The sequence below is a fragment of the Prevotella intermedia ATCC 25611 = DSM 20706 genome, assembly GCF_001953955.1.
Lineage (GTDB): Bacteria > Bacteroidota > Bacteroidia > Bacteroidales > Bacteroidaceae > Prevotella > Prevotella intermedia.
Genome location: NZ_CP019300.1, coordinates 1,890,773 through 1,916,812, shown reverse-complemented (window position 1 = coordinate 1,916,812; position 26,040 = coordinate 1,890,773). Strand labels below are relative to the sequence as shown.

Genomic DNA, 26,040 nt, shown 5'->3' with positions numbered 1-26,040 from the left:
TATGGGATTTATCATTAAACCAGTGGTCACTGAAAAGATGAACGCTGTTACAGAAAAATCTTCTGTTGACAAGACAATTAAAGCAGCAAATGAGAAGTCAGCTAAGGCACACAACGCAACAGCTGAAACTCGTAGCTATGTCGTTAAGAATAAACGTCATCCTGAAGGCTTAAAGAAGGAAAAGACAGTTTATTCTTATGTTAAGCCTGCGCAGCCAAAATATGGCTTCATTGTAAAGCCAGAGGCTAATAAGCTTGAGATTAAGAAAGAAATTGAAAGCTTGTATAATGTTACTGTTCTTGATGTGAACACTATTCGCTATGCTGGAAAGCGTCAATCACGCTATACCAAGGCTGGACTTGTGAAAGGCCAGAAGAATGCATTCAAGAAAGCAATCGTAACAATTAAGGCAGGCGAAGAAATTGATTTTTACAGCAATATTTAAATAAAAAATGGCAGTACGTAAATTAAAACCGGTTACACCGGGACAAAGACACAAGGTTATTGGCACGTTCGAGGATATTACTGCATCCGTGCCAGAGAAGTCTCTCGTTTACGGTAAGCGTTCTACTGGTGGTCGAAACAACACTGGTAAGATGACAGTTCGCTATATGGGCGGCGGTCATAAAAGAAAGCTTCGTTTTATCGACTTCAAACGAGAGAAAGATGGTGTTCCAGCTGTAGTAAAGACAATTGAGTACGATCCAAACAGATCGGCTCGTATTGCCTTGTTGTACTATGCTGATGGTGAAAAACGTTACATTATTGCTCCTAACGGACTGCAGGTTGGTGCACAACTGATGTCAGGTGCAGAGGCTGCGCCTGAAGTAGGTAATACACTACCACTTGCAAATATTCCTGTAGGTACTGTAATTCACAACATTGAATTACGTCCAGGGCAGGGTGCATTGCTCGTTCGTTCGGCTGGTAACTTTGCTCAGCTTACTTCTCGTGAAGGCAGTTATTGTGTTATTAAGCTCCCTTCTGGCGAAACACGCCAGATCCTTTCAGCTTGTAAAGCTACTATCGGTAGTGTAGGTAATTCTGACCACGCACTCGAACAGTCTGGTAAAGCTGGACGTTCACGTTGGTTGGGACGTCGTCCTCACAACCGTGGTGTTGTTATGAACCCTGTTGATCACCCAATGGGTGGTGGTGAAGGACGTCAGTCTGGAGGACACCCACGTTCACGTAAGGGCTTGTATGCTAAGGGTCTTAAGACTCGTGCACCTAAGAAGCTTTCAAACAAGTATATTATTGAGAGAGCTAACAAGAAGTAAACAAAGTAATTAAGAGTAAATTATGAGTCGTTCATTAAAAAAAGGTCCATACATCAACGTATCGCTCGAGAAGAAAATTCTAGCTATGAATGAGAGTGGTAAGAAGAATGTTGTAAAAACATGGGCCAGAGCATCAATGATTTCCCCAGAATTTGTGGGTCACACTGTTGCAGTTCATAACGGAAATAAATTTATCCCTGTTTACATTACTGAGAATATGGTAGGTCACAAGCTCGGAGAGTTCAGCCCTACACGCCGTTTTGGTGGACACTCTGGTAATAGAAAGTAACAGGTCATAACCCTTAGAAAAGATAAATATAATGGGAGCAAGAAAACATATAAAGGCTGAGGAACGTAAACAAGCCCTCAAAAGCCAGTATTTTGCAAAGCTCAAGGACTGCCCTTCTTCTCCACGTAAAATGCGCTATGTTGTGGATATGGTACGTGGGATGGAAGTAAATCGCGCCTTAGGCGTACTAAGGTTCTCAAAGAAGGCAGCTGCTCAGAATGTTGAGAAACTTTTGCGCTCAGCTATTGCTAACTGGGAAACAAAGAATGACCGCAAAGCTGAAGACGGTGAACTTTATATCTCTAGAATCTTCGTTGATGAAGGTGTTACAATGAAGCGTATGCGCCCTGCACCACAGGGTCGCGGCTACAGAATTCGTAAACGTTCTAACCACGTCACCCTTTTCGTAGATTCAAAGGCTGACGCTAACAATGATAAATAAATAGTAGAATGGGACAGAAAGTTAATCCAATAAGCAATCGTTTAGGTATTATCCGCGGTTGGGAATCAAATTGGTTCGGTGGTAAGGACTTCGGAGACAACCTCTTGGAGGATAAGAAGATTCGTACATACTTGAACAAGCGTCTCGAAAAGGCAAGCGTTTCACGCATCGTCATCGAGCGTACATTGAAACTCGTTACCATTACTATTTGTACAGCCCGTCCGGGTATTGTCATTGGTAAAGGTGGTCAGGATGTTGATAAGCTTAAAGAAGAATTGAAGAATCTTTTCAAGAAAGAAATTCAAATCAATATCTTCGAAGTGAAGAAACCTGAACTCGATGCAAATATCGTAGGTACTAATATTGCGCGCCAAGTAGAAGGCAAGATAGCATATCGTCGTGCTATTAAGATGGCTGTTGCTAACACAATGCGTGCAGGTGCAGAAGGTATTAAAGTTCAAATTACAGGTCGTCTGAATGGTGCCGAAATGGCACGTAAGGAAATGTTTAAGGAAGGTCGTACCCCTCTTCATACATTCCGTGCAGACATCGATTATTGTCAAACAGAGGCTCTTACAAAAGTAGGTCTCTTGGGTATCAAGGTATGGATTTGCCGTGGTGAAGTGTACAACAAGGTAGACTTGACACCAAACTTTACCCAGGAAAAGAGCAATGGACGCTCGAATAATAGTGGTGCTCGCTCTGGACGTGGTAATCGTAGAAGAAACAATAACCGTTAAAAGTAAAAGCTATCATGTTACAGCCAAAAAGAGTAAAATATAGAAGACCTCAAGATGGGCGTGGTAATAAAGGAAACGCTCACAGAGGTACACAGTTAGCTTTTGGTTCCTTTGGTATCAAGACTCTTGAGCCAAAGTGGATTGACAGCCGACAGATTGAGGCTGCTCGTATAGCCGTAAACCGCTATATGAACCGTCAAGGTCAAGTCTGGATTAGAATATTCCCTGATAAACCTATCACTCGCAAACCTGCTGACGTGCGTATGGGTAAGGGTAAAGGTGACCCTGCAGGTTGGGTGGCACCAGTTACCCCAGGTCGTATCCTCTTTGAAGTAGAAGGTGTAAGCTTTGACATCGCTAAAGAGGCACTTCGCCTTGCAGCACAGAAGCTACCTGTAAAGACTAAGTTTATTGTTAGACGTGATTACGATAAAAACGCTTAAAGAAGATGAAGATTAAAGAAGTTAAACAACTTGATACCAAGGAATTGGTAGAAAAGATAGAGAATGCTGAAACAGCTCTTGATAAAATGAAGCTGAACCATCAGATCACTCCTCTTGAGAATCCATCACAGATTAAGGCTGCTCGTCGTGATATAGCACGTATGAAAACTGAACTTCGTCAAAGAGAACTTAATAAATAATAATGGTTCAGATGGAAACAAGAAATTTAAGAAAAGTAAGACAGGGTGTCGTAACGAGTAATAAAATGGATAAAACCATTGTTATTGCTGCTAAATTTAAAGAGAAGCACCCTATATATGGTAAGTTTGTCCAAAAGACAAAGAAATACCATGTTCACGATGAAAAGAATGAGGCCAATATCGGTGATACAGTAATGATAATGGAAACTCGTCCTTTGAGTAGAACAAAAAGATGGAGATTAGTTCAAATAGTAGAAAAAGCTAAGTAATTATGATACAGTCAGAATCAAAACTTACAGTATGTGATAACAGCGGTGCACGTGAGGCAAAATGTATTCGTGTACTTGGTGGTACACGCCGTCGTTATGCAAGTGTTGGTGACGTTATCGTAGTTGCAGTGCAGAACGTCATCCCATCAAGTGATATTAAAAAAGGTGCAGTGTCAAAAGCTTTGATAGTACGCACAAAGAAAGAAATCCGTCGTGCTGATGGTTCATACATTCGTTTCGATGATAATGCTTGTGTATTGCTGAACAACGCTGGCGAACTTCGTGGTAGCCGTATTTTTGGCCCTGTGGCTCGTGAGCTTCGTGCAGTAAATATGAAAGTCGTTTCTTTGGCACCTGAGGTTCTTTAATGATTAAAACGAAAAGTAAAATGGCAAAATTCCATATTAAGAAAGACGATCAAGTTATCGTACTTGCTGGCTCTGACAAGGGCAGAAGTGGTAAAGTGCTCAAAGTTCTCGTTGACAAAGAACGCGTACTGGTTGAAGGAATCAATATGGTTTCAAAGAGTACAAAGCCGTCTGCAGCAAATCCACAAGGTGGTATTGTGAAGCAAGAAGCACCTATTCACATCTCAAATGTTAGTCTTATCGATCCGAAAAGCGGTAAACCAACACGTATCAAAATTGAGCGTGAGGGAAAGACTGTGAAGCGTATCGCTAAAAAGTCAGGGGAGGTAATTAAGTAATGAATACAGCAAAATTAAAGAAAGAGTATAAAGAGCAAATAGCTCCAGCTCTACAAAAGCAATTCAATTACACTTCTGCAATGCAGATCCCAGTCTTGAAGAAGATTGTTATCAACCAAGGTTTGGGTGATGCAACTCAGGACAAGAAGATTATTGAAGTTGCAATCAATGAGATTACAGCTATCACTGGTCAGAAGGCAGTAGCAACCTATTCAAGGAAAGATATAGCTAACTTTAAACTTCGTAAGAAGATGCCTATTGGTGTTATGGTAACATTGCGTCGTGAACGTATGTATGAGTTTTTAGAGAAGCTTGTACGTGTGTCATTACCTCGTATCCGTGACTTCAAAGGTATTGAGAGTAAGTTTGATGGTCGCGGTAACTACACATTGGGTATTACCGAACAGATTATCTTCCCAGAGATAAACATTGATCAAGTGGACCGCATTCAAGGTTTGAATATTACTTTCGTTACATCAGCACAGACTGATGAGGAAGGTTACGCAATCCTTAAAGCATTCGGACTTCCATTTAAGAACGCTAAAAACGATTAAGAGATATGGCAAAAGAATCAATGAAAGCTCGCGAAGTTAAGCGTGCGAAGTTAGTAGCTCGTTATGCAGAGAAGCGTGCAGCTTTGAAGAAGATTATCGCTACAACTGAAGACCCTGCTGAAGCATATGAGGCAGCTCGTAAGTTGCAAGCTATTCCTAAGAACGCAAATCCAATTCGCTTGCATAACCGTTGCAAGATAACAGGTCGTCCAAAGGGATATATTCGTCACTTCGGTATTTCTCGTATTCAGTTCCGTGAGATGGCATCTCAAGGATTGATACCAGGAGTAAAGAAGGCTAGCTGGTAAAACCACAGTTTATGTTATGAGCATATAAGATTGCTCATAACATAGAATTATTTAAGGATTTTTTAATATTGTCGGGGAAGTCCCGATTAATTAAACATTTATATTTATGACAGATCCAATAGCAGATTATCTGACAAGACTCAGAAACGCAATCATGGCTCATCACCGTGTTGTTGAAGTTCCTGCGTCTAACTTGAAGAAGTCTATTACTAAGATTCTCTTCGAGAAGGGTTACATCTTGAACTATAAGTTCATAGAAGATGGACCACAAGGAACTATTAAGGTCGCATTAAAATACGACCCAGTTACAAAGCAGAACGCTATCAAGAGTTTGAAACGCGTTTCATCACCAGGTCTTCGCCAGTATACTGGCTACAAAGACATGCCGAGAGTTATTAATGGACTTGGAATTGCAATTATTTCTACGTCTAAAGGTGTAATGACTAACAAGGAAGCTGCTGCTGAGAAAATTGGTGGTGAGGTTCTTTGCTACATTTATTAATTGGAGGATTTGAAATGTCAAGAATTGGAAAATTACCAATTAGTATTCCTGCTGGAGTTACAATCTCACAAAAGGATGATGTTGTTACAGTAAAAGGTCCAAAGGGCGAATTGTCTCAGTATGTTCATCCTTCTATTAAGGTAAATATCGAAGATGCTCAAATCACTTTTGAAGTTGATGAGCAGCACATCGAAAACTACAAGCAGAAGCAAGCTTACCATGGACTTTATCGTTCACTTGTGAACAATATGGTAGTCGGAGTTAGCGAAGGCTATACAAAGACACTTGAGTTGGTAGGTGTTGGTTATCGTGTATCTAATCAGGGTAACTTGGTTGAATTTACACTTGGTTATACACACCCTATTTTCTTACAACTTCCAAAAGAAGTTAAGGTGGAAACAAAGAGTGAGCGTAACCAAAATCCAATTATTACTCTTGAAACAGCTGATAAGCAACTGTTAGGTCTTATTTGTGCTAAGATTCGTTCTTTCCGTAAGCCTGAACCGTATAAAGGTAAGGGTATCTTGTTCAAGGGAGAGGTTATTCGCAGAAAGTCTGGTAAATCAGCTGCAGCTAAGTAACTTTAATAATTCATTACGATTATGACAACAAAGAAAGAACAAAGAAGACTAAAGATAAAGTTCCACATTCGCAAGAGTGTGAGCGGAACTGCAGAACGCCCCCGTTTGAGCGTATTCCGCAGTAATAAGCAAATTTATGCACAGGTTATTAATGATTTGACAGGTACTACACTTGCTGCAGCTTCTTCTGCTGGTCTTGAGAAAATGGCTAAGATAGAGCAAGCTAAGAAAGTTGGTGAACTTGTTGCGCAGAAGGCTACAGCTGCTGGAGTTCAACAGGTAGTGTTTGACCGTAATGGTTATCTTTATCATGGACGCGTACAAGCTTTGGCTGATGGCGCTCGTGAAGGAGGACTTAAATTCTAAACGATTATGGCAATGAATAAAGTAAAAGTAAATAGTGACGTAGAACTAAAGGACCGTTTGGTTGCTATCAACCGCGTGACCAAGGTAACTAAGGGTGGACGTACTTTCACATTTGCGGCCATCGTCGTTGTAGGTGATGGTAAAGGTGTAATCGGTTGGGGACTTGGCAAGGCTGGTGAAGTAACGGCTGCTATCCAGAAGGGTACGGATGCTGCTAAGAAGAACCTTGTAAAGGTTTCAGTTCTGAAAGGTACAGTTCCTCACGAAGTAGAAACACGTTATAGTGGTGCACAAGTACTTCTTAAACCAGCTGCAGCTGGTACAGGTTTGAAAGCTGGTGGTGCTATGCGTGCTGTATTGGAAAGTGCTGGTATTACCGATGTGATTGCAAAATCTAAAGGTTCATCAAACCCTCATAACCTTGTAAAGGCAACTATTGCTGCTCTTGCTCAAATGCGTGATGCTTATACTGTTGCAGGTGAACGTGGTATTAGTATGAACAAAGTTTTTAACGGTTAATTACAGGAGGTATAAATAATGGCAACAATAAAGGTTAAGCAGATAAAGAGCCGTATTAACGCTCCTAAAGACCAAAAAGCCACATTGATGGCTCTTGGACTTCGTAAGATTTCACAGATAGTAGAAGTAGAAGATACTCCAAGTATTCGTGGAATGATTCGAAAAGTACATCATTTGGTATCAGTAATTGATTAATAAATCCTTTAAAGAAAACTAAGGTATGAAATTAAATAATTTGAAACCAGCAGCGGGCTCAACCCACTCTCGTCGTCGTATTGGTCGTGGTACAGGTTCTGGACTTGGCGGTACGTCTACCCGTGGTCATAAGGGTGCAAAGTCACGTTCTGGTTATAAGAGAAAGATTGGTTTTGAAGGTGGTCAGATGCCACTTCAGCGCCGTGTTCCAAAGGGTGGTTTCAAGAATATCAACCATAAGGAATACTTTGCTGTGAACTTGTCTACTCTTCAAGAACTTGCTGAGAAGAAGAATCTTACTAAGATTGGATTGGCTGAATTGGTTGAAGCTGGTTTGACAAATGGTAAGGTACTTGTTAAGATTCTCGGTAACGGAGAATTAAAGGCGAAGGTAGATGTTGAAGCAAATGCCTTCTCAAAGACTGCCGAAGAAGCTATCAAGGCAGTAGGTGGTAACACAACTATAATCTAAGTAAATGAAAAAGTTTATTGAGACACTGAAGAACTGTTGGAAAATCGAGGATTTGCGCAAGCGACTCCTCGTGACCATCTTGTTCACAGCCATTTACCGTTTTGGCTCTTTTATAGTACTTCCTGGAATTAACCCAGGATTGTTGGAAAAACTCCAGTCACAAACAGCTGGCGGTTTAATGTCATTGTTGGACATGTTCTCTGGTGGTGCATTCTCTAAAGCATCTATTTTCGCTTTAGGAATTATGCCTTATATCTCAGCTTCTATCGTAATGCAGCTTTTGGCTGTAGCGGTGCCTTATTTCCAAAAAATGCAGCGTGAAGGTGAGAGTGGACATAAGAAGATTAATTGGTACACACGTGTGCTGACAATATTTATTTTATTGTTCCAGGCTCCTGCGTATTTGATTAACTTGAAGACACAGGCAGCTGGTGCTTTGGCAACAGGTGTGAACTGGACAGTCTTTATGATATCTGCCTCAATAATCTTGGCTGCTGGGTCTATGTTTATCTTATGGCTCGGTGAACGCATTACTGATAAAGGTGTAGGAAATGGAGTCTCAATCATCATTATGGTGGGTATCATTGCACGTCTTCCACAGGCTTTCTTCCAAGAAGTTAGCAGTCGTTTTACGGCAATTACTAGTGGCGGTCTTGTGATGTTTATCGCTGAGATTATCATTCTTTACTTGGTTGTGTGTGCAGCTATTCTTCTTACGCAGGGAACTCGCAAGATTCCTGTACAGTATGCTAAGAAAGTTGTTGGGAATAAGCAATATGGTGGTGCGCGTCAGTATATACCTTTGAAGTTGTTTGCTGCCAACGTTATGCCTATCATCTTTGCTCAGGCTTTGATGTTTATTCCATTGGCTATCGTTCAGTACTCTACTGATAGCGCAAGTCCAGTACTTCAGTCTTTGATGGACACAAAGAGTTTGTTGTATAATGCAATATATGTAGCCTTAATTGTTGCATTTACTTACTTCTATACGGCTATTACTCTTAATCCTACTCAGATGGCTGAGGATATGAAACGTAACAATGGTTTCATTCCTGGGGTTAAGCCTGGCAAGAATACTGCAGAATATATCGATTCTGTGATGACTCGATTGACAGGTCCTGGTTCTGTTTTCATTGCTTTCATTGCAGTTATGCCGGCATTGGCAGGCTTACTGAATGTACAAGACTCATTTGGTCAGTTCTTTGGTGGAACTTCATTATTGATTCTTGTTGGTGTGGTTATTGATTCTCTCCAGCAAATAGAGTCTCATCTGATGATGCGCCACTATGACGGTCTTTTGAACTCTGGTCATACAAGAGGCAATGGTACTGTCGCAGCATATTAAATCTTTTTCTTAGAAAGTGGAAGATATTTCTTTAGAAAGAAGATGAAATACAAATGTGGTTGGTCAATCTCAGTGTTGGGTAATCCTGCTAAAGGTTGACCACCCAATTTTGCATTTACCTGCAAATCTCAAAGATGATAAATATTTTATCTTCATTTGAAGAAGTATAACATTTAACAAGACAAGCATTTAAGATATGGCAAAACAAACCGCTATTGAGCAAGATGGAACAATTTTAGAAGCACTTTCTAATGCAATGTTCCGTGTAGAGTTGGAAAACGGTGTTGATATTACAGCACATATTTCTGGTAAGATGAGAATGCACTACATTAAGATTCTTCCTGGAGATAAAGTGAAAGTTGAGATGAGTCCATACGACTTGACAAAAGGCAGAATAGTTTTCAGATACAAATAATAAAAATATAAAAATGAAGACAAGAGCATCATTAAAGAAACGTACAGCTGACTGCAAGATTGTTCGTCGCAAAGGTCGCCTGTTCGTTATTAACAAGAAAAACCCTAAGTTCAAGTTACGTCAGGGTTAAAAGTTAAAAAAGCGTAAACTTAATGTTGCTTAATAATAAATGAGTAACTTTGCAAAGTTTATCGCAAACAAAAATTTTTAATTAATTACAATCAATGGCAATAAGAATTGTTGGAGTAGATTTGCCCCAAGAAAAGCGTGGCGAAATCGCATTGACTTATATCTATGGTATAGGTCGAAGTAGTTCAGCAAAGATATTGGATAAGGCAGGTATCGACCGCGACCTCAAGGTTAGCGAGTGGTCTGATGATCAAGCTGCTAAAATCCGTGAAATTATCGGCGCTGAATTCAAAGTGGAAGGTGATCTCCGTTCGGAGATTCAAATGAACATTAAGCGCCTCATGGATATAGGTTGCTATCGTGGAGTTAGACATCGTAATGGTCTTCCTGTTCGCGGTCAGAGTACTAAAAATAATGCTCGCACCCGTAAGGGAAAGAAGAAGACTGTTGCTAATAAGAAGAAGGCTACTAAGTAAAATTTAGTTGAGAGTTGAAAGTTGCGAGTCTGTTATAGATTCATAAACTTAAATACTTAAAACTTTTAGACTAAAAGAAAATTATGGCAAAAAAAACAGCAACATCTAAGAAAAGAAACGTAAGAGTTGATGCACTTGGTCAGCTTCACGTACATAGTTCATTTAATAATATTATTGTATCTTTGGCAAACAATGAAGGTCAGGTTATTTCATGGTCTTCAGCTGGTAAGATGGGATTCCGTGGTTCAAAGAAGAACACACCTTATGCTGCACAGATGGCGGCAGAGGATTGTGCTAAAGTGGCTTTTGACCTCGGCTTGCGTAAAGTAAAGGCGTATGTTAAGGGTCCAGGTAACGGTCGTGAGAGCGCAATTCGTGCTGTCAATACTGTTGGTATTCAGGTTACAGAGATTATCGATGTAACTCCATTGCCACACAATGGTTGCCGTCCTCCAAAACGTCGTCGTGTATAATCACATCTTTTTAACAATTTAAAGAATCAAATTTAATTATGGCAAGATACATAGGTCCAAAATCTAGAATCGCACGCCGCTTTGGTGAGCCAATCTTCGGCGCAGATAAAGTGTTAGCTAAGAGAAATTTCCCTCCAGGTCAGCACGGTAATAATCGTCGTCGTAAGGTTTCTGAGTATGGTGCTCAGTTGGCTGAAAAGCAAAAGGCTAAATATACATACGGTGTTTTGGAGCGTCAGTTCCGTAACCTGTTCGACCACGCAGCTAAAGCAAGTGGTATTACAGGTGAGGTGCTTTTGCAGAGTCTTGAGAGTCGTCTCGACAACGTAGTTTATCGCCTTGGTCTTGCGCCTACCCGCGCAGCTGCTCGTCAGTTGGTAAATCACAAGCACATTGTTGTAAATGGTAATGTTGTAAACATTGCTTCTTACGCAGTTAAGGCTGGTGATATTGTAGGTGTCCGCGAAAGAGCGAAGTCTCTTGAAGTAATTGAAGCAGCTTTGGCTGGTTTCAACCATAGCAAGTATCCTTGGATAGAGTGGGACGAAAACAGCAAGAGCGGTAAGTTCCTCCACCAACCAGACCGTGCGGATATTCCAGAGAACATTAAAGAGCAGTTAATCGTTGAGTTGTACTCTAAACAATAAAAATCATTAAATTAATGGCGATATTAGCATTTCAAAAACCTGATAAAGTTGTGATGCTGGAGGCCAACGACCAATTCGGAAAATTCGAATTTCGTCCGCTTGAGCCTGGCTTTGGAATTACCATTGGTAACTCTTTGCGACGCATCCTTCTTTCGTCATTAGAAGGTTATGCTATCAACACTATCCGTATAGCTGGTGTTGAGCATGAATTTTCTACAGTTCCTGGCGTAAAGGAAGATGTTACCAACATCATTTTGAATCTCAAGCAAGTTCGATTCAAGCAAGTAGTAGAAGAATTCGAGAATGAGAAAGTTAGTATCACCGTAGAGAATTCAACCGAATTCAAAGCAGGTGATATTGGTAAGTATCTGACTGGATTTGAAGTGTTAAATCCTGATTTGGTGATTTGTCATTTAGACTCAAAAGCTTCAATGCAGATAGATTTGACTATCAACAAGGGACGTGGCTACGTTTCTGCTGAAGAGAATCGTGAGTTCTGCACTGATGTAAATGTACTCCCAATCGATTCAATCTACACCCCAATACGCAACGTCAAATATTCAGTTGAGCCATATCGAGTTGAACAGAAGACCGACTATGACAAACTTGTTGTTGAAGTTGCAACAGATGGTTCTATTCACCCAAAGGACGCACTTAAAGAGGCTGCGAAAATTCTTATCTACCACTTTATGTTGTTTTCTGACGAAAAGATTATGTTGGAAAATCCTGACCAGGAAGGCAACCAAGAGTTCGATGAGGAGGTATTGCACATGCGTCAGTTGCTTAAGACCAAGCTTACTGACTCAACCCTCAACCTCAGTGTTCGTGCACTCAATTGCTTGAAGGCAGCTGATGTAGAAACACTTGGTGACCTTGTGCAGTACAACAAGACCGACCTCTTGAAGTTCCGCAACTTTGGTAAGAAATCGCTTTCAGAGCTTGATGATTTGCTCGAGAGTCTGAATCTAACGTTTGGAACCGATATTACAAAGTATAAATTGGACAGAGAATAAGTTAATGTGTGAACTTGCTGTTAGCGAGTTCACATCATTAAAACTATTTTAGTTCACAATAAGAAAAATAAAATGAGACATAATAAAAAATTCAACCATTTAGGTCGTACTGCAAGTCATCGTAGTGCTATGCTTTCTAACATGGCAATCTCTTTGATTAAGCACAAAAGAATCACTACGACCCTCGCAAAGGCTAAGGCTTTGAAGAAGTTCGTTGAGCCTCTTATAACACGTGCAAAGGACGATACAACAAACTCACGTCGTGTAGTTTTCCGTTATTTGCAGGATAAGGAAGCTGTAAACGAATTGTTCAAGGAAATTTCAGTAAAGGTAGGCGACCGTCCAGGTGGTTACACTCGTGTTATCAAACTTGGTTTGCGTAAGGGCGACGCTGCTCCAATCGCTTTTATCGAGTTGGTTGATTACAACGAGAATATGGCTAAGACTCCTAAGGCAGAAGCTAAGAAGACACGTCGTAGCCGTCGTTCTACAAAGAAAGTTGAAGGTGAAGCACCTGCAACAGAAACAGCTGCTGAAGAAGCAAAGGCTGAATAAACTTTGTAAATATTATCTTTATAATATTATAAGCAGATATGTCCTTATGGACGTATCTGCTTTTTTGTTTTAATATACGCTGGGTTCAGTATATAATGCAGATAATGAATTAACATACGTTTGAATCAGTTTAGAAAAACTTATTTAGTTTTTTTGGTGGTTTGGTCTAAAAGCATTTACTTTGCATCCGATTCCATGACATCTTCTCTGCTTCATAGCAGTAAAGGGCTTGGTTAGAAGATTTATATTTTAGTATTAACAAATTAATTTTTTAAGATGAAAAAAGTTTTAATGACGCTTGCAGTAGCATTTATTGCAGTTGCTGCTAATGCACAGGTTTATCTTGGTGGTAGTGTAGGTGTTGCTACTTCTGAAATTGATGGTGGCGACGATGTAACAACTTATCAGGTTCTTCCAGAAATTGGTTATAAAATTAACAGAGATTGGGCAATTGGTGCTATTGTTGGTTGGGGTAAGGGTACTCCTGTTAAAATAGAAAGTGAAAGCCGTAACTATGTTACTTTCCAACCTTATGTTCGTTACACTTTCGTTCACTCTAAGTATGTAGATGCTTTCATTGATGGTGGTGTTGGTTATGCTCACTTTAACAATGCTCATACTCCACGTAACACTCCTTCATATGATGAATGGGCAGCAGGATTGAAGCCAGGTGTCTCAGTAAACCTCAGCAAGAAAGTTAGTTTCGTTGCTCACGTAGGTTTTTTAGGTTGGCAGTCTGTTAAGGAGGATAAGGCTGACAAGGACGCACACGTATGGGGTGTAAACCTTGATGGTAACAATGTTAACTTCGGTGTTTACTACAACTTCTAAGGAATTGTTCTGAATATATTAAATCTATTCATATAAAGAGGGAATACATCGTTTAGATGGCGTGTCCCTCTTTTTTTATTGCTGATTTTTTAGTTTTAGCAGAGGCGGGTTGGCTATGTATGTCTTGCTTATATGGAGATTGCCAACTTATAGCAGCGGACTCAGCAAGCGCACAATCGATTCCCACAGTCTGTAAATAAACGATTTGTGGTTTATTTCTTTTATCTTTTCTAACGGAACACACTTTGTTTCGTCGGTCAGGAAAATGTCTTTTATGCGTTGTGCCATTGATTTGTCGTAGAAGAAGGCGTTGGCTTCAAAGTTGTTTTCAAAGCTACGGAAGTCTATATTCGCCGAACCTATCGTTGCAACATTGTCATCAGCAACAAGCAATTTGGTGTGATTGAACCCTTCTTCATAGCATATCACCTTTACACCAGCTTGTATGGTTTGTGTAAGATAAGAGCGAGAAGCCATCTGAACCAACTTTGAATCCGTCTTTAACGATACCATCAGCCGAACGTCTACGCCCGACAAAGCCGCTGTGCGCATTGCAAAGAAGATAGGCTCGGTAGGCAAGAAGTAGGGAGTTTCCATATAAACGTATCGCTTTGCGCTTAGCAAAATCTTGATATAGCCTTGTTCCAATTCTTCCCAAACGTTGGTGGGACTGCTCGTAACAATCTGTATCAAGTTGTTGTTGGGCGTTATGGTCGTGTCAGGATAATACTTTCGGTCGGTTATCAGCGTGCGGTCGGCGTGGAACCAGTCTACGAGGAAAGCACGTTGCAGCCCATACACCGCAGCACCGCTTATCTTTACGTGGGTGTCGCGCCACATAATGCCCTTATGACCTTTCACATAGCGTTGTGCCAAATTCATTCCGCCAATAAAACCAACCTTTCCATCGATGACGATAATCTTCCGATGGTTGCGATAGTTCACCTTGCCTGTAAAGGCAGGAAAGCGTACAGGCATAAAGGGGTGTACCTCGATACCTTCTTCACGCATCTGTTCAAAAAAGCGGTTGGGTGTCTTCCACGAGCCTACATCGTCGAACAGCAAGCGCACTTCTATTCCCTTGCGTGCTTTGTCGATAAGCGCATCGCGCAGCAAACGCCCCAATGGGTCGTCGTCTATGATGTAAGAAACAATGTGGATATGGTGTGTGGCTTTGCTTATCTCAGCCAAGAGTGCAGGAAAAAACTCATACCCCGACACGTAGACATCGGTTTCGTTGTTCTTGAACGGCAGGGCGAAGTTCTGATTCACAAAGAGCTGTATCAGCTCTTTGTGCTCTTCGGGCAGTTCCAACTGCTTCTGTTCCGCAAATTCAATCATCGAACGCTTTGTCAGTTGGTTTAAACTCTTTTCCCAAATGTGTCGGTTCTTGCGTGTGCGACGGCCGAAAAAGAAGTAAAGAACAATTCCCACCAACGGCAAGAACGACAGTACCAACACCCACGCAATGGTCTTGGCAGGCTGACGATGTTCCAACAGCACCGTAATCATTGCCACAATGGCAATCACGGTATAGGCTACAAGAACTATCCAGTGTATGTAAATCATTCTTTTTCCTCCCTTCCTTAATGCCTATTTCCTATCCATCATACCACAATATCGTTTCCCAATTTGCGTGCAAGCACGTTGCGCATATCCTGCATCTTCTTTATTTCGCCCATTATTTCCATTGTCTTGTTCAGGTCGCTCTCTGTCGATAGGCTCGCCTGCAACTCTTTCAGGTGTTGTTCCACGTAGTCCATACGGTAGTCGAGTATAAGGTGCATGATGCGGTCGCGAAGGTCTACCTCCCGTTCCTTCATCTGCATACTCTCTGATAACTGAAAGCGGTCTACGCTCAACTTTACCGCCAAGGTGGAAACAAGTATGTCGGAATGGTGCGTAAAATACTCCTCCGCCTTAAATCCTTCCTCGCCACTGTGCTCTATGGCTTCGGTAAGTATCTGAACCGATAGCGGATTGCTGAACGAAAGGTTATCCAAGCCGAGGTCGTAGGCAATGTATTGCGCCACGTTAAGGCTGATGCGCTCGCCAGTTTCGTCGTCCTGCACGTCGCGAATGATAATCTTTTCGCCATCTTTCACAATGGCTTGCACCAACATCGTTTCTACTTTCGATGCCTGCTGCATAGGTGTTGCTGGACGCAATACCTGCTGTTCGCTCGCCGATTGCTCAGCTTCTCGCACCTGCTCCTTGCGTTGCTGCTCTTTGTCGTTATAGATGAAACGGTTCATCTGTGCAATAAGCGTGTTCTCTTTCATTCCCGTTCTGTGCGCACACTCGCGCAAATAGGTGTCGCGCAGTATCGGGTCTTTAATCACAGCAATGCTTTGCACAATGGAGTTTATCGCCTCCGACCGTTTCACGGGGTCGGTTACGCCTTTCAATAACACATTTATCTTGAAGACAATAAAGTCCGTTTGGTTCTCCTCAATATACTTTCTGAAGGCTTCGGCAGTCAGATTGCGTGCCAACTCGTCAGGGTCTTTCCCATCGGGCAGCAACAATACCTTCACGTTCATACCTTCCGACAGCAACATATCCGTACCGCGCAAGGCTGCGTGCTGTCCTGCTTCGTCGCCATCGTATAGCAACACAATGTTTGAAGTAAACCTGCGGAGCAGCTTTATTTGGAAAACCGAAAGTGCCGTACCGCTGTTTGCCACCACGTTCTCTATACCACACTGGTGCATAGACACCACGTCGGTGTAGCCTTCCACCATATATACAAGGTCGAACTTGGCAATAGCCTTCTTCGCTTGGTATATTCCGTAGAGTGCGTGGTCTTTTTGGTAAATCTCACTACCTGGCGAATTGACATACTTCTGGCTGATTCCCTTTGTTCTTGAATCGAGCAGACGACCGCCAAAGGCTATCACCTTTCCGCTTACATTGAGCCAAGGGAAAATAACCCTGCCATTGAATCGGTCTAAGAGTTCGCCATTATCACGCTCAAAGCAAAGCCCCGTCTTTACAAGATATTCTGCCTTGTAGCCCGCTTTCAGTGCAGCATTGGCAAAATCCTGCTTCCCTATAAGGCAAAAACCCAATTGGAACTTCTCTATAATATCGTCTCTGAAACCACGGCTGCGGAAGTATTGCAAGCCAATAGCCTTTCCGTCTACGTGGTTGTGCAGTATGTCGCTGAAGTGTTTTGCTGCCCATTCGTTCACAAGAAACATCGACTCGCGTTCGTTCTCAAGTTGTTTCTCCTCCGTGGTAAGCTCACGTTCCTTCACTTCAATGCCATATTTCTTTGCCAAGACCTTCAGAGCTTCGGGATAAGTCATTTGGTCGTGCTTCATAATGAAGTTTACGGCATTGCCCGCTTCGCCACACGAGAAACACTTGTAGACCCCTTTCGCAGGACTAACCGAAAACGACGGAGTACGGTCGTCGTGGAATGGGCACAGTCCTTTATAGCTTGTGCCAGCCTTTCGCAGCGAAACATATTCCGAAATAACGTCCACAATGTTTGTGGCTTCCAATATTCTGTCTACCGTTGGTCTATCTATCATAAGTTTTTTCAATCATTGAAGTTGCTACAAAGGTACAACAACAAAATAGGTATTCCAAATTTGAAAGCACCGAAAAAGAAGTTTGTGCAGACTTTTTTCGGTGCTTTCAACGGTTGCAGTGTGTTTGCCGATGTTTTATAAGCTAACAAAAAACTTATAGGTAAGCAGTTATCCTCCTACTTGTTCTAAGTATTTGTGTCGTTTTTGCGAAACACAGACGAATTATTTACGTGTAAATAAATATTTTTCTACACGTAAATAATAATTTCTTTACACGTAAAAAAATATTTCTTTACGTGTAAGTAATTCTGCGGGAAAAAGAAAATTCAGAGCTAACTTATTGCTGCCGTTTAGTTTAAGTAGTATTCTGTAATTGTTGTAACAATTCCTATTCTGTAGGTTTGTAAAGGATTTTTTTGTTTTTATCGAGAAAGAATATTGTCTTTTTAACAGCGTCTTAAAATAAATTTATTATTTTTGCATTGTGTTTCTTTGGAAACAACAATGTTTTATTTGCTCAATAGCCTAACAATCACCACGCAAGAAAGAGCAAGGCAATTGTTATTGAGGCCTGTGCCATACGGTTGCAGGCTTTCCTATATACAGTTGTGGCTTGTGGTAAACCGTGAGGCGTATGACGAAAGCTTATGCCTTGTCTATTGGCAAAGGAAAATCGGAACTATTAAACTTAATTCAAATAAAGATGAAAAAACTATTTTTGTGTGCCGTAATGCTCTTATTGGCAGTCGGTGTAAATGCCCAAATCATGAGGGCGGAAGAGTTAGAAAAGTACGCTAAAAGAAGGTATGGTGCGAAATGGACTGATGCAGCGAAGAATCTTGCTGGTCAGTTGCAATTAGACAAGAACAATGCGCTGACCTATACACAGGTTATCGAGGCACCAAACAAAACGAAAACACAACTTTATGTAATTCTCAACTATTGGTACACCAATACTTTTGGAAGTGGTAACTCTATTATTCAGCTGAATGACAGAGATGCAGGCGTGATTATTGCTAAAAGCAATGTAGATGCCATTGCTTCTCATACAGGCGGACTAAACTCATACACGATACATCTTACATCAATCATCAAGACCGATATAAAAGATGGTAAGGTCAGAGTTACATACACCGTGCCATTCTACGATGTAGATGTAATGTATGGGGTCGGTATTTTGGGCGCACAGGAAGGTACAATTGCACCAATAGTACAAGAAAAGTGGCTCTTGGAAAATTGCTATCCGTTTGCAAAAAGAGACAGCCATAAGAAAACCTCTGCGAAAGCCCTTATAATGGCTCATGCATATTCTAACGTTATAATAGATAAGATAGAAGAAGCTGTTAAGAATGGAGTGGTTGGCAATGAAACCGAAGATTGGTAATTATGCGGTCAGCTCTGTTTTATAAGAAAAGGCAAATATAATTATAAAGGAAGTATTCAACAGTTGTATTAGGCTTGTCGGCTTTCTTGACATTCAGCATCTATCTGAAAAGATAGGTGCTTTTATTGTGTTCAACCTCTTTTGTTTAATCTTGCCGAATCTCTGCCGATGCGTGTGGAAAATACGAATACTTTACGATGAAAGTATCTGTTCCTATTTGTTGAAGCGATATTCTTGGGTGGCTCGGAAAGGAAGATGAACTACAAAAAAGAAGTGTGGGACTTAAATGTCCCACACTTCTTCTGTTTGCTCTTTGCCTTCTGCAAAGCCTTCGCTTATCGTACCATTATCAATAGGTACCTTTATTTTTTCGTTTGAGTCTGCCAATGGCATTTGTATTTCTACTGGTAGGGTTTGTATCAGAGGTTTAGTGTATGTTTTTTGTTTTACTTTCATTGCTTTATTGTATCATTATTTTCTTGCCATTATGAATATAAATGCCCTTCTTTGGTTTGTCATTGAGTTTTATTCCTTGCAGATTGAACCACGAGTTGTCGTCATCGTTCTTGCTTGCCGATGGGGTCTCTATTCCTGTTGGGTCTTCTCCCTCGAACGAAACGTCTAACTTTGTTTCCGAATCCTTGCTATTTAGGTGGAAGAAAGCGTGGAAAGGAGTGATTTTAGCATACTCGCCAGTTCGTACGAAGGCCCCTTTTCCTTCGTTTCCTGCAGAGCTGTAAATATATATAGTGCCCTCAAGTTGTAGGCTTTTTGCCAACTTTTTAATGTAATCAGCCTTGTAGACGCCATATAGATTTGTGACTTCCGATGGTGTTGTTCCTGCTATTTGTGGGTTTACTTCCACATTGTTAGCCGAGATTTCCTCTCCGTTAGATATGTATATATAGGGCTTGTTTGCCTGCATTTCCTCTTCTATAGAGAATACAATGGTTTCTTTTGCACCGTTCTCTCCTTGCATCTTGTTGAACGCAAAGGCTTTTCCGCTTGGCTTGGCGGTAAACGGCAATACGATTGTTTCTTTCTTTTTCTTTTGGAAAGAAGAACGATTGAAAGTGGCTTTGTCTGCCATGAACTTATGAGGAAGGTAGTAGTTCATATTTCCTTTCATTGCCAATTCGTTGAAATTGTCGTCAATGTTTATTTTGAAATGACTTGTACGACGTTCTCCGTTGTCCGCTGTGAGAACAGTGTTGTAAGCACGATATTCCTCGGTTTGTCCTTTTGGCGCATATACCACAGTGTTTTCGGGCAGTCCGCTTAAAAGTTCGTCGCTTTCGTTCTTTTCCAATGGTTTCAGCTTCGATAAGTCGAGAGATACGAGAGCCTTGCATTGTGCAAATGCGTTTTTGGCTTGTGCCGCTTCTATGTTTGTTGGCAGGGCAATATGGTGTAGCTTTTCTATGTCCTCGCCAGCAAAGAAGTTTGGAGTTATACCGTTTACACGGAATGTTGGTTTCCACTTACCTGCGAAAGAATCGTTGAATACGTTCTCTTTAAATTCGTTGAAAGTGTGGCTCCAAGTTGTTTCGTCGCTTTTCTTATGAACCGAAGCGGTGAAGATGCCAGGGTATTCTCCCTCTTTTAGAACTTTGTAGGTAACGCCTTCTGCGATGAATTCCTTCTGTGGAATCATAGCACTGATAGGCAGCAAACCCTTGCAGAAATTGTTTGCAGCGTAGATTTCAGGGTTTGTGACATACCAATGTCCTTTCTGATTGACGCTCTTTTCGTTTACCGTTGGTGCTGTTGTTCCGTCGAACATATAGAAGTCGCAACCTTCAGAATGTAGGAAAGCGTCTTCTTCAATGCTTGTCAGCGAAGGTGGCAATACCACGATTTGCAGCTTACTGCTTTCAAAAGAAGCAAGCGGAATGGTTGTTATCTTGTTGGGGATAACTATTTTGTTGTCAGCGAATTGGTTTTCTGCAAAGGTTTCCTGCCCGATTGTGGCGAGGTTTGCAGGCAGATTGGTGTGCTTGAGGTTTCTGCAACCTCTGAAAGCACCTCTGCCTATGGTTGTCAGCGAGGCAGGATAGCCGATGTTCAGCAGGGCGTTGCAGCCGAAGAAAGTCTGTTCGCCTATCTCCGTAATTCCTTCTTCAAGTACTACTTCTGTCAGTTTGTCGCACAGACTGAACGCAAAATCCCCGACCTTTGTAATTTTGTACTGGCGGTTTTCAGCAGCATTGGTGAACGAAGCAGGAATGACAAGCTTTCCCACAGAGTACTGACTGATGGCTGCATTCTTGCCGTTCCCAACTTCTGCGACGCCTTCTCCTGTGATGTTAAACCAAATTGGAATATCTGTTCCATTCAGTTTGGCTGTACCTTTTATGAGTGTTTCTTTCTCTAAAACAGAGGCAAAGGCAGAAAGCTGTGCGCATACTGCTATTAAAAATATTAATATATGTTGTTTTTTCATATCTTTCAATGTTGAAGATTGTATATAATTTGATGTTTAATGCTGTTATGGTTTGAACTTCTTCCAGGCTTCCTCGCCACCTGCAATGGCTTCTACGCCTTGTTGCTCGTAACATTTACTCCACACTGCAAAGTAGAAAGTCTGTCCACTTTTCACGTGTCCGCCTTCATCTACATAGGTGTATTTGATAATGTCTGGATTGTCATCGGTTCTCATTTTCTGGTAGGCACTTTCCGCATTGCTCAAAGGCACAACCTCGTCAGCCTTTGAATGGAAAAGATAGATGGGGTACTTGGGCTTCCAACCTTGTGTAAGATTGTTAACGGTTGAGGCTGTGTATAGGTCGTCAAATTTAGGATTCTTTTCCGTTTCCTCTCCTTTCACCTTCTTAGACATAAAGGCAAATGCTTCGGGAGTGAATATTTCAGATACCTTTATATATTCTCCCTTTGCATCTTTTTGGAAGTTATATATTTTCTTTAGTTCATTTTGTATAACCTGAGTATCTTTTTCTTTCTTCTCTATCCAATCGAGGATTCCTGTGTTAAGAAACTTCTCATTGAAGTAATCTTTTATGTTGTGCCTTCCCATGTAAGGATTGTAGTCGAGCATACCTTTTATAATAAGGGGAAGGGCTACAGGCATGTATATTTTATCCTCGGTGATATAGAATTTCAGCGTGGCGATAGGGTCGTACGGACCATCTCCGCATACCGAGCCACCCAACTGGAGGTCCTTGTCGAGAAAGTTGGTTTCTATAAACTTATGAGAAGCCATAGCTACCGAACCTCCTTGAGAATATCCCACACAGATGGTTTTCCAATCATTTCTGAGTTTAGCACGTCCTTTCTTGCTGCTTTTATATAGCTCAATGCCATAGCGTAGCGCATCGACACTCTGTCGGGCTGTTACTTCCTGTGCTAAGTAAGGGTGAGCTTCGTTTTGTGTTATTCCGTACCCTTGATAGTCTGGCAATATCACTAAGCAGTTGTATGCCAGCTCCGAAGCACTCTTGCTTCTTGCGTGCATAACTAACATACCCACATCGCTTTTCCAATCTCCGCTCTTTATGTATTCTGAAGGCGTACTCTTATTATCGGTTATCGTAATATGGCAACCTAAAATAATGTTGTTGATAAGAACTTTATAATTGGTTGGCATTGCTGCCAAGGCTGTCAGGGTTACAGGCTCGCCTTTGGTGTTGATGCTGGGGTAGGTGTATCTGTAATATTCATAATTCAAGCCCCAACCTGTTGTTGCGTGATGGTCTGGGTTGTCGTCATCAAAGCTGTTTGCTCGTCTTGGAAGTTTTCCTTCTATCTCTTTGAAAGATTTGACTCCACTCTCGATAATCTTTGCATCTGCGACATTTACGCCGGTGCGAATAGAGGAAAAGTCTTTCTGCGCAGTAACTGAAACAGAAAGAAGAACGGCTACTGTCAGACACAGATAGCGCGTAAGGTTCTTTGATAAAATTTTGTTCATCTTTAAAATAGGTGTAATTAATTATATTACCTGTCGGTAAGATTAAAGTTTGAAATACTCAATACGTAAGAACATAGTAAGCATAGCCATATAATAGTTTGCTGCAAAGTTCCGAAAATTTCTCGGAATGAGCAAATTATTCGCAGTAAATCAGGCAAGTTGGCTCGTTTGCGGGAGTAAGAACAGGAACGAAACTGACAAGATGGCACACTGATTGTAGTATGGCATAGTTGGCATATCGTTTGTAATTAATGAAGCGAATGCAACTGAAAAGGCGGTAGCATAACAGAAATTGATAATAATAAAAATAAAAATATATACATTATGGGAAAGATTATTGGAATTGACTTAGGCACAACAAACTCTTGTGTTTCAGTATTTGAAGGCAACGAGCCTGTTGTAATTGCAAATAGCGAAGGTAAGCGCACAACGCCTTCTATCGTAGGTTTTGTTGAAGGTGGCGAACGCAAGATTGGCGACCCAGCAAAGCGTCAGGCAATCACAAACCCTCAGAAGACCGTTTACTCTATCAAGCGCTTTATGGGCGAGACCTACGCACAATGTGCCAAGGAAGCCGAGAGAGTTCCTTTTAAGGTTGTCGACGAAGGTGGCTATCCACGCGTGCAGATTGACGACCGCAAATACACTCCGCAGGAAATCTCTGCAATGGTGCTTCAGAAGATGAAGAAGACCGCTGAAGACTATCTTGGACAAGAGGTAACAGATGCAGTTATTACTGTTCCTGCTTACTTCTCTGACTCACAGCGTCAGGCTACAAAGGAAGCAGGTCAGATTGCAGGCTTGAACGTTCAGCGTATCGTGAACGAGCCAACGGCAGCAGCATTGGCTTATGGTATCGACAAGGCAAACAAGGATATGAAGATTGCCGTGTTCGACCTTGGTGGTGGTACGTTCGATATTTCTATCCTTGAGTTTGGTGGCGGTGTTTTCGAAGTGTTGTCTACAAACGGTGATACCCACTTGGGTGGTGACGACTTCGACCAAGTTATCATCGACTGGTTGTCAAGTGAGTTCAAGGCTGCCGAAGGTATCGACCTTAGCAAAGACCCAATGGCTATGCAACGTTTGAAGGAAGCTGCCGAAAAGGCGAAGATAGAACTGTCAAGCACTACTTCTACCGAAATCAACCTTCCTTACATCACAGCCGAAGGTGGCGTGCCAAAGCACTTGGTGAAGACATTGACACGTGCGCAGTTCGAACAGTTGGCACACAGCCTTATTCAGGCTTGTCTCGTACCTTGCCAGAGCGCAATCCGCGACGCGAAGCTCTCTACATCAGACATCGACGAAGTAATCCTCGTAGGTGGTTCAAGCCGTATTCCAGCCGTTCAGACATTGGTGAAGAACTACTTCGGCAAAGAGCCTTCAAAGGGTGTGAACCCCGACGAAGTGGTAGCCATCGGTGCTGCTATTCAGGGTGCAATCCTTAACAAGGAAAGCGGTGTGGGCGACATTGTATTGCTCGACGTTACTCCGCTGACACTCGGTATCGAAACAATGGGTGGCGTAATGACAAAGCTCATCGATGCCAACTCAACCATTCCTTGCAAGAAGAGCGAAGTATTCTCGACAGCTGCCGACAACCAAACCGAAGTTACTATCCACGTGCTGCAAGGCGAACGCCCAATGGCAGCGCAGAACAAGAGCATCGGTCAGTTCAACCTCACAGGCATAGCTCCCGCCCGTCGTGGAGAGCCACAGATTGAAGTAACATTCGACATCGACGCCAACGGTATCCTAAGCGTATCGGCAAAGGACAAGGCTACAGGCAAGGAGCAAAGCATACGCATCGAGGCATCAAGCGGTTTGAGCGACGAAGAAATCAACCGAATGAAGGCAGAGGCAGAGCAGAACGCAGCAGCCGACAAGGCAGAACGCGAGAAGATAGACAAGCTCAACCAAGCCGACTCAATGATATTCACCACCGAGAACTTCTTGAAGGACAACGGCGACAAGATACCAGCCGACCAAAAGCCTGCTATCGAGTCAGCCCTACAGCAACTCAAGGACGCTCACAAGGCAGCCGACATTGCAGCCATCGACACGGCTACCAACAACCTCAACACCGTAATGCAGGCAGCCAGCCAACAAATGTATCAAGGTGCAGGTGCACAGCCTGGCGCAGATGCAGGTCAGCAGGCACAGCAAGAGCAGCCAAAGCAGGACGAAACAATTCAAGACGCAGATTTTGAGGAAGTAAAATAATAATTAATATAATCGCAGTAATCCGATAGTGGGTTACTGCGATTTTTATTTTATTAGTCGCATATTATGAAAGATAATGTTAAAAAAGAGTTAGAGGCACTAATTCAAGAACAGAGAGAGAGGATTCCAAAATTGAAATGTGAGGTTGGAGCTTTTGCATATTATGTTTATGAACCTTCCGTAAAAGAAGAGTATATTAAATGGAGGGAAAATACTAAAAGATTTTTAGAAATAAACTTCACAGGAGATAGGTACATAGATGATTTTAATGAGACTTGCGATAAAAAAATTACACCTAACCAACAAAATAAGTTGTTAGCTATACTTGAAGCATTTGAGAAATACCCACAGGTAATAGAAAATAACAAGGTGTTAAATCAGAGTGCTAATATAAATATACACAGTAGTATTAGCAATACTAATACTCAAAGCCAATCACAGAATCAAGAAATAAAGATACTTCTAAAATCTCTAAAAGACGAACTATCCGTTAGTCAACTAGAAGAATTAAAGCAAGTTGTTGATGAAGAGAAGGGTGATTTAGAGAAAGCTAAACCTAAACTTATGGATAAAATAAAGTCGTTTGGCGAAAATGTTGCTTCAAATATACTTGCAAATATTATAACCAATCCTGCCATTTGGTCATGTCTTGGTTAAAGTAAATACACGACAACATTTCCTTCTATGACCCTTGAAGAATACAACCAATTAGACTCCGACTTTGCGCACTGCGCAGGCACCCATTGCAAGAAAACTGACAAATGCCTGCGCCACACTGCCTACAAGATGCTGGCAGGGAATGGGAATGAAACCTATACGATGGTGAACCCTGCCGTGATAAAGGGCGCACAGCCCTGCCCGTTCTTCGAGTCCGATCGCAAGGAACGCTTTGCGTGGGGCATATCGAGCATCTACAACAACGTGAGGGCGGCTGACTTGCGCCGTGCCCGACACGAAGTAATGGCGTGCTTCGGCTCGGAAGTCTACTACAAGGTGAAGCAGCAACGACGTGCCATCACGGAGGAAGAGCAGGAAATGGTTCGCCTCTCGTTTACTGAAATGGGCTACGACGGCAGTGCCATCGAGTTCGACCGCTATGAAGAACAATACTCCGCACTGATGCGGTTGGCAAGATACAAGTAGGTATCTCGCTCCCCCATACTTGACATACTCTGACAGCTCCTTAACAGGTTCTTACGGAAAGATACATAAC

Annotated in this window: 36 protein-coding genes; 31 read left to right on the top strand and 5 right to left on the bottom strand. The window is 41.9% G+C overall.

Annotation, left to right across the window (positions count from 1 at the left end):
- Position 1 precedes the first annotated feature (1 nt).
- The 27 genes from rplW to BWX39_RS08220 all read left to right on the top strand — a co-directional run bounded on the left by rplW (position 2) and on the right by BWX39_RS08220 (position 13,750).
- Positions 2–445 (top strand): 50S ribosomal protein L23, encoded by a 444-nt coding sequence (gene rplW / locus BWX39_RS08350; protein ID WP_028905383.1) that lies wholly within the window; start codon positions 2–4, stop codon positions 443–445.
- Positions 446–452: 7 nt separating this feature from the next.
- Positions 453–1,280, top strand: a complete 828-nt coding sequence (gene rplB / locus BWX39_RS08345; RefSeq protein WP_028905384.1) for a 50S ribosomal protein L2 — start codon at positions 453–455, stop codon at positions 1,278–1,280.
- A gap of 22 nt (positions 1,281–1,302) precedes the next feature.
- Positions 1,303–1,569 carry a 30S ribosomal protein S19 gene (gene rpsS / locus BWX39_RS08340; protein ID WP_004362533.1) on the top strand — a complete coding sequence of 89 codons (267 nt, stop codon included), beginning with the start codon at positions 1,303–1,305 and terminating at the stop codon, positions 1,567–1,569.
- A 31-nt stretch (positions 1,570–1,600) separates the two neighbouring features.
- A complete protein-coding gene (gene rplV / locus BWX39_RS08335; protein WP_014709539.1) occupies positions 1,601–2,011 on the top strand; it encodes a 50S ribosomal protein L22 in 411 nt (136 codons plus the stop codon).
- Between the two features lie 8 nt (positions 2,012–2,019).
- On the top strand, positions 2,020–2,751 hold the full coding sequence (gene rpsC, locus BWX39_RS08330) for a 30S ribosomal protein S3 (RefSeq protein ID WP_028905385.1): 732 nt from the start codon (positions 2,020–2,022) through the stop codon (positions 2,749–2,751).
- 14 nt (positions 2,752–2,765) lie between these two features.
- Positions 2,766–3,194 (top strand): 50S ribosomal protein L16, encoded by a 429-nt coding sequence (gene rplP, locus BWX39_RS08325; protein WP_014709541.1) that lies wholly within the window; start codon positions 2,766–2,768, stop codon positions 3,192–3,194.
- A 5-nt stretch (positions 3,195–3,199) separates the two neighbouring features.
- Positions 3,200–3,394, top strand: coding sequence for a 50S ribosomal protein L29 (gene rpmC / locus BWX39_RS08320; protein WP_028905386.1), 195 nt, complete (start codon positions 3,200–3,202; stop codon positions 3,392–3,394).
- A gap of 2 nt (positions 3,395–3,396) precedes the next feature.
- A complete protein-coding gene (gene rpsQ / locus BWX39_RS08315) occupies positions 3,397–3,663 on the top strand; it encodes a 30S ribosomal protein S17 (RefSeq protein ID WP_014709543.1) in 267 nt (88 codons plus the stop codon).
- 2 nt (positions 3,664–3,665) lie between these two features.
- Entirely contained in the window at positions 3,666–4,031 is a 366-nt protein-coding gene (gene rplN, locus BWX39_RS08310; RefSeq protein WP_014709544.1) for a 50S ribosomal protein L14, read from the top strand.
- A gap of 20 nt (positions 4,032–4,051) precedes the next feature.
- Positions 4,052–4,369, top strand: coding sequence for a 50S ribosomal protein L24 (gene rplX, locus BWX39_RS08305; protein WP_014709545.1), 318 nt, complete (start codon positions 4,052–4,054; stop codon positions 4,367–4,369).
- Positions 4,369–4,923, top strand: a complete 555-nt coding sequence (gene rplE / locus BWX39_RS08300) for a 50S ribosomal protein L5 (protein WP_028905387.1) — start codon at positions 4,369–4,371, stop codon at positions 4,921–4,923. Before rplX ends, rplE begins: the two co-directional genes overlap by 1 nt.
- A 5-nt stretch (positions 4,924–4,928) precedes the next feature.
- Positions 4,929–5,231 carry a 30S ribosomal protein S14 gene (rpsN, locus tag BWX39_RS08295; protein ID WP_014709547.1) on the top strand — a complete coding sequence of 101 codons (303 nt, stop codon included), beginning with the start codon at positions 4,929–4,931 and terminating at the stop codon, positions 5,229–5,231.
- A 106-nt stretch (positions 5,232–5,337) separates the two neighbouring features.
- Entirely contained in the window at positions 5,338–5,733 is a 396-nt protein-coding gene (rpsH, locus tag BWX39_RS08290; RefSeq protein ID WP_025000452.1) for a 30S ribosomal protein S8, read from the top strand.
- Between the two features lie 14 nt (positions 5,734–5,747).
- Positions 5,748–6,314 carry a 50S ribosomal protein L6 gene (gene rplF / locus BWX39_RS08285; protein ID WP_028905388.1) on the top strand — a complete coding sequence of 189 codons (567 nt, stop codon included), beginning with the start codon at positions 5,748–5,750 and terminating at the stop codon, positions 6,312–6,314.
- A 21-nt stretch (positions 6,315–6,335) separates the two neighbouring features.
- Positions 6,336–6,680: a 50S ribosomal protein L18 gene (rplR, locus tag BWX39_RS08280; RefSeq protein WP_028905389.1), complete on the top strand. Its 345-nt coding sequence runs from the start codon at positions 6,336–6,338 to the stop codon at positions 6,678–6,680.
- A gap of 6 nt (positions 6,681–6,686) precedes the next feature.
- Positions 6,687–7,199 carry a 30S ribosomal protein S5 gene (gene rpsE, locus BWX39_RS08275; protein ID WP_024998531.1) on the top strand — a complete coding sequence of 171 codons (513 nt, stop codon included), beginning with the start codon at positions 6,687–6,689 and terminating at the stop codon, positions 7,197–7,199.
- A gap of 18 nt (positions 7,200–7,217) precedes the next feature.
- Entirely contained in the window at positions 7,218–7,394 is a 177-nt protein-coding gene (rpmD, locus tag BWX39_RS08270; protein ID WP_014709552.1) for a 50S ribosomal protein L30, read from the top strand.
- Between the two features lie 25 nt (positions 7,395–7,419).
- Positions 7,420–7,866, top strand: coding sequence for a 50S ribosomal protein L15 (gene rplO, locus BWX39_RS08265; RefSeq protein WP_028905390.1), 447 nt, complete (start codon positions 7,420–7,422; stop codon positions 7,864–7,866).
- A 4-nt stretch (positions 7,867–7,870) separates the two neighbouring features.
- Positions 7,871–9,211, top strand: a complete 1,341-nt coding sequence (gene secY, locus BWX39_RS08260; protein ID WP_028905391.1) for a preprotein translocase subunit SecY — start codon at positions 7,871–7,873, stop codon at positions 9,209–9,211.
- Positions 9,212–9,407: 196 nt separating this feature from the next.
- Positions 9,408–9,626 (top strand): translation initiation factor IF-1, encoded by a 219-nt coding sequence (infA, locus tag BWX39_RS08255; protein ID WP_004352768.1) that lies wholly within the window; start codon positions 9,408–9,410, stop codon positions 9,624–9,626.
- Positions 9,627–9,639: 13 nt separating this feature from the next.
- Positions 9,640–9,756, top strand: coding sequence for a 50S ribosomal protein L36 (gene rpmJ, locus BWX39_RS08250; protein ID WP_004335771.1), 117 nt, complete (start codon positions 9,640–9,642; stop codon positions 9,754–9,756).
- 94 nt (positions 9,757–9,850) lie between these two features.
- Positions 9,851–10,231 (top strand): 30S ribosomal protein S13, encoded by a 381-nt coding sequence (gene rpsM, locus BWX39_RS08245; RefSeq protein WP_014709555.1) that lies wholly within the window; start codon positions 9,851–9,853, stop codon positions 10,229–10,231.
- A gap of 83 nt (positions 10,232–10,314) precedes the next feature.
- Positions 10,315–10,704 (top strand): 30S ribosomal protein S11, encoded by a 390-nt coding sequence (gene rpsK, locus BWX39_RS08240; protein ID WP_014709556.1) that lies wholly within the window; start codon positions 10,315–10,317, stop codon positions 10,702–10,704.
- A 38-nt stretch (positions 10,705–10,742) separates the two neighbouring features.
- On the top strand, positions 10,743–11,351 hold the full coding sequence (gene rpsD, locus BWX39_RS08235) for a 30S ribosomal protein S4 (protein WP_028905392.1): 609 nt from the start codon (positions 10,743–10,745) through the stop codon (positions 11,349–11,351).
- A gap of 14 nt (positions 11,352–11,365) precedes the next feature.
- Complete coding sequence (locus BWX39_RS08230) at positions 11,366–12,364, top strand: DNA-directed RNA polymerase subunit alpha (protein WP_028905393.1); 999 nt, start codon at positions 11,366–11,368, stop codon at positions 12,362–12,364.
- A 72-nt stretch (positions 12,365–12,436) separates the two neighbouring features.
- Positions 12,437–12,919 (top strand): 50S ribosomal protein L17, encoded by a 483-nt coding sequence (rplQ, locus tag BWX39_RS08225; protein WP_014709559.1) that lies wholly within the window; start codon positions 12,437–12,439, stop codon positions 12,917–12,919.
- Positions 12,920–13,195: 276 nt separating this feature from the next.
- Positions 13,196–13,750 carry an outer membrane beta-barrel protein gene (locus BWX39_RS08220; protein ID WP_028905394.1) on the top strand — a complete coding sequence of 185 codons (555 nt, stop codon included), beginning with the start codon at positions 13,196–13,198 and terminating at the stop codon, positions 13,748–13,750.
- Positions 13,751–13,897: 147 nt separating this feature from the next.
- Here the strand turns inward: BWX39_RS08220 and cls are convergent, their stop codons facing one another.
- Together cls and dnaG are read right to left on the bottom strand one after the other, a co-directional pair.
- A complete protein-coding gene (cls, locus tag BWX39_RS08215; RefSeq protein ID WP_028905395.1) occupies positions 13,898–15,319 on the bottom strand; it encodes a cardiolipin synthase in 1,422 nt (473 codons plus the stop codon).
- 38 nt (positions 15,320–15,357) lie between these two features.
- Positions 15,358–17,289 carry a DNA primase gene (gene dnaG / locus BWX39_RS08210; RefSeq protein ID WP_028905396.1) on the bottom strand — a complete coding sequence of 644 codons (1,932 nt, stop codon included), beginning with the start codon at positions 17,287–17,289 and terminating at the stop codon, positions 15,358–15,360.
- Positions 17,290–17,992: 703 nt separating this feature from the next.
- On the opposite strand from dnaG, the gene BWX39_RS08205 reads away from it, so the two are divergent.
- Complete coding sequence (locus BWX39_RS08205; RefSeq protein WP_028905397.1) at positions 17,993–18,673, top strand: DUF4468 domain-containing protein; 681 nt, start codon at positions 17,993–17,995, stop codon at positions 18,671–18,673.
- Between the two features lie 282 nt (positions 18,674–18,955).
- On the opposite strand, the gene BWX39_RS12135 is transcribed toward BWX39_RS08205, so the two are convergent.
- Genes BWX39_RS12135 through BWX39_RS08195 form a run of 3 tightly spaced genes read right to left on the bottom strand, consistent with a single transcriptional unit; the run spans position 18,956 to position 22,601 of the window.
- Positions 18,956–19,129, bottom strand: coding sequence for a hypothetical protein (locus tag BWX39_RS12135; RefSeq protein WP_154650385.1), 174 nt, complete (start codon positions 19,127–19,129; stop codon positions 18,956–18,958).
- A 4-nt stretch (positions 19,130–19,133) separates the two neighbouring features.
- The gene (locus BWX39_RS08200; protein ID WP_028905398.1) at positions 19,134–21,116 is read right to left on the bottom strand and encodes a leucine-rich repeat domain-containing protein; all 1,983 of its coding nucleotides are present in this window, start codon (positions 21,114–21,116) and stop codon (positions 19,134–19,136) included.
- A 45-nt stretch (positions 21,117–21,161) separates the two neighbouring features.
- The gene (locus BWX39_RS08195) at positions 21,162–22,601 is read right to left on the bottom strand and encodes an alpha/beta hydrolase (protein ID WP_028905399.1); all 1,440 of its coding nucleotides are present in this window, start codon (positions 22,599–22,601) and stop codon (positions 21,162–21,164) included.
- 324 nt (positions 22,602–22,925) lie between these two features.
- On the opposite strand from BWX39_RS08195, the gene dnaK reads away from it, so the two are divergent.
- From dnaK to BWX39_RS08180, 3 genes are all read left to right on the top strand, one after another.
- Positions 22,926–24,827, top strand: coding sequence for a molecular chaperone DnaK (gene dnaK / locus BWX39_RS08190; RefSeq protein ID WP_028905400.1), 1,902 nt, complete (start codon positions 22,926–22,928; stop codon positions 24,825–24,827).
- Between the two features lie 66 nt (positions 24,828–24,893).
- Positions 24,894–25,484, top strand: coding sequence for a hypothetical protein (locus BWX39_RS08185; RefSeq protein WP_023925608.1), 591 nt, complete (start codon positions 24,894–24,896; stop codon positions 25,482–25,484).
- Positions 25,485–25,511: 27 nt separating this feature from the next.
- Positions 25,512–25,970, top strand: coding sequence for a DUF6078 family protein (locus BWX39_RS08180; RefSeq protein ID WP_023925607.1), 459 nt, complete (start codon positions 25,512–25,514; stop codon positions 25,968–25,970).
- The last annotated feature ends 70 nt before the right edge of the window (positions 25,971–26,040 follow it).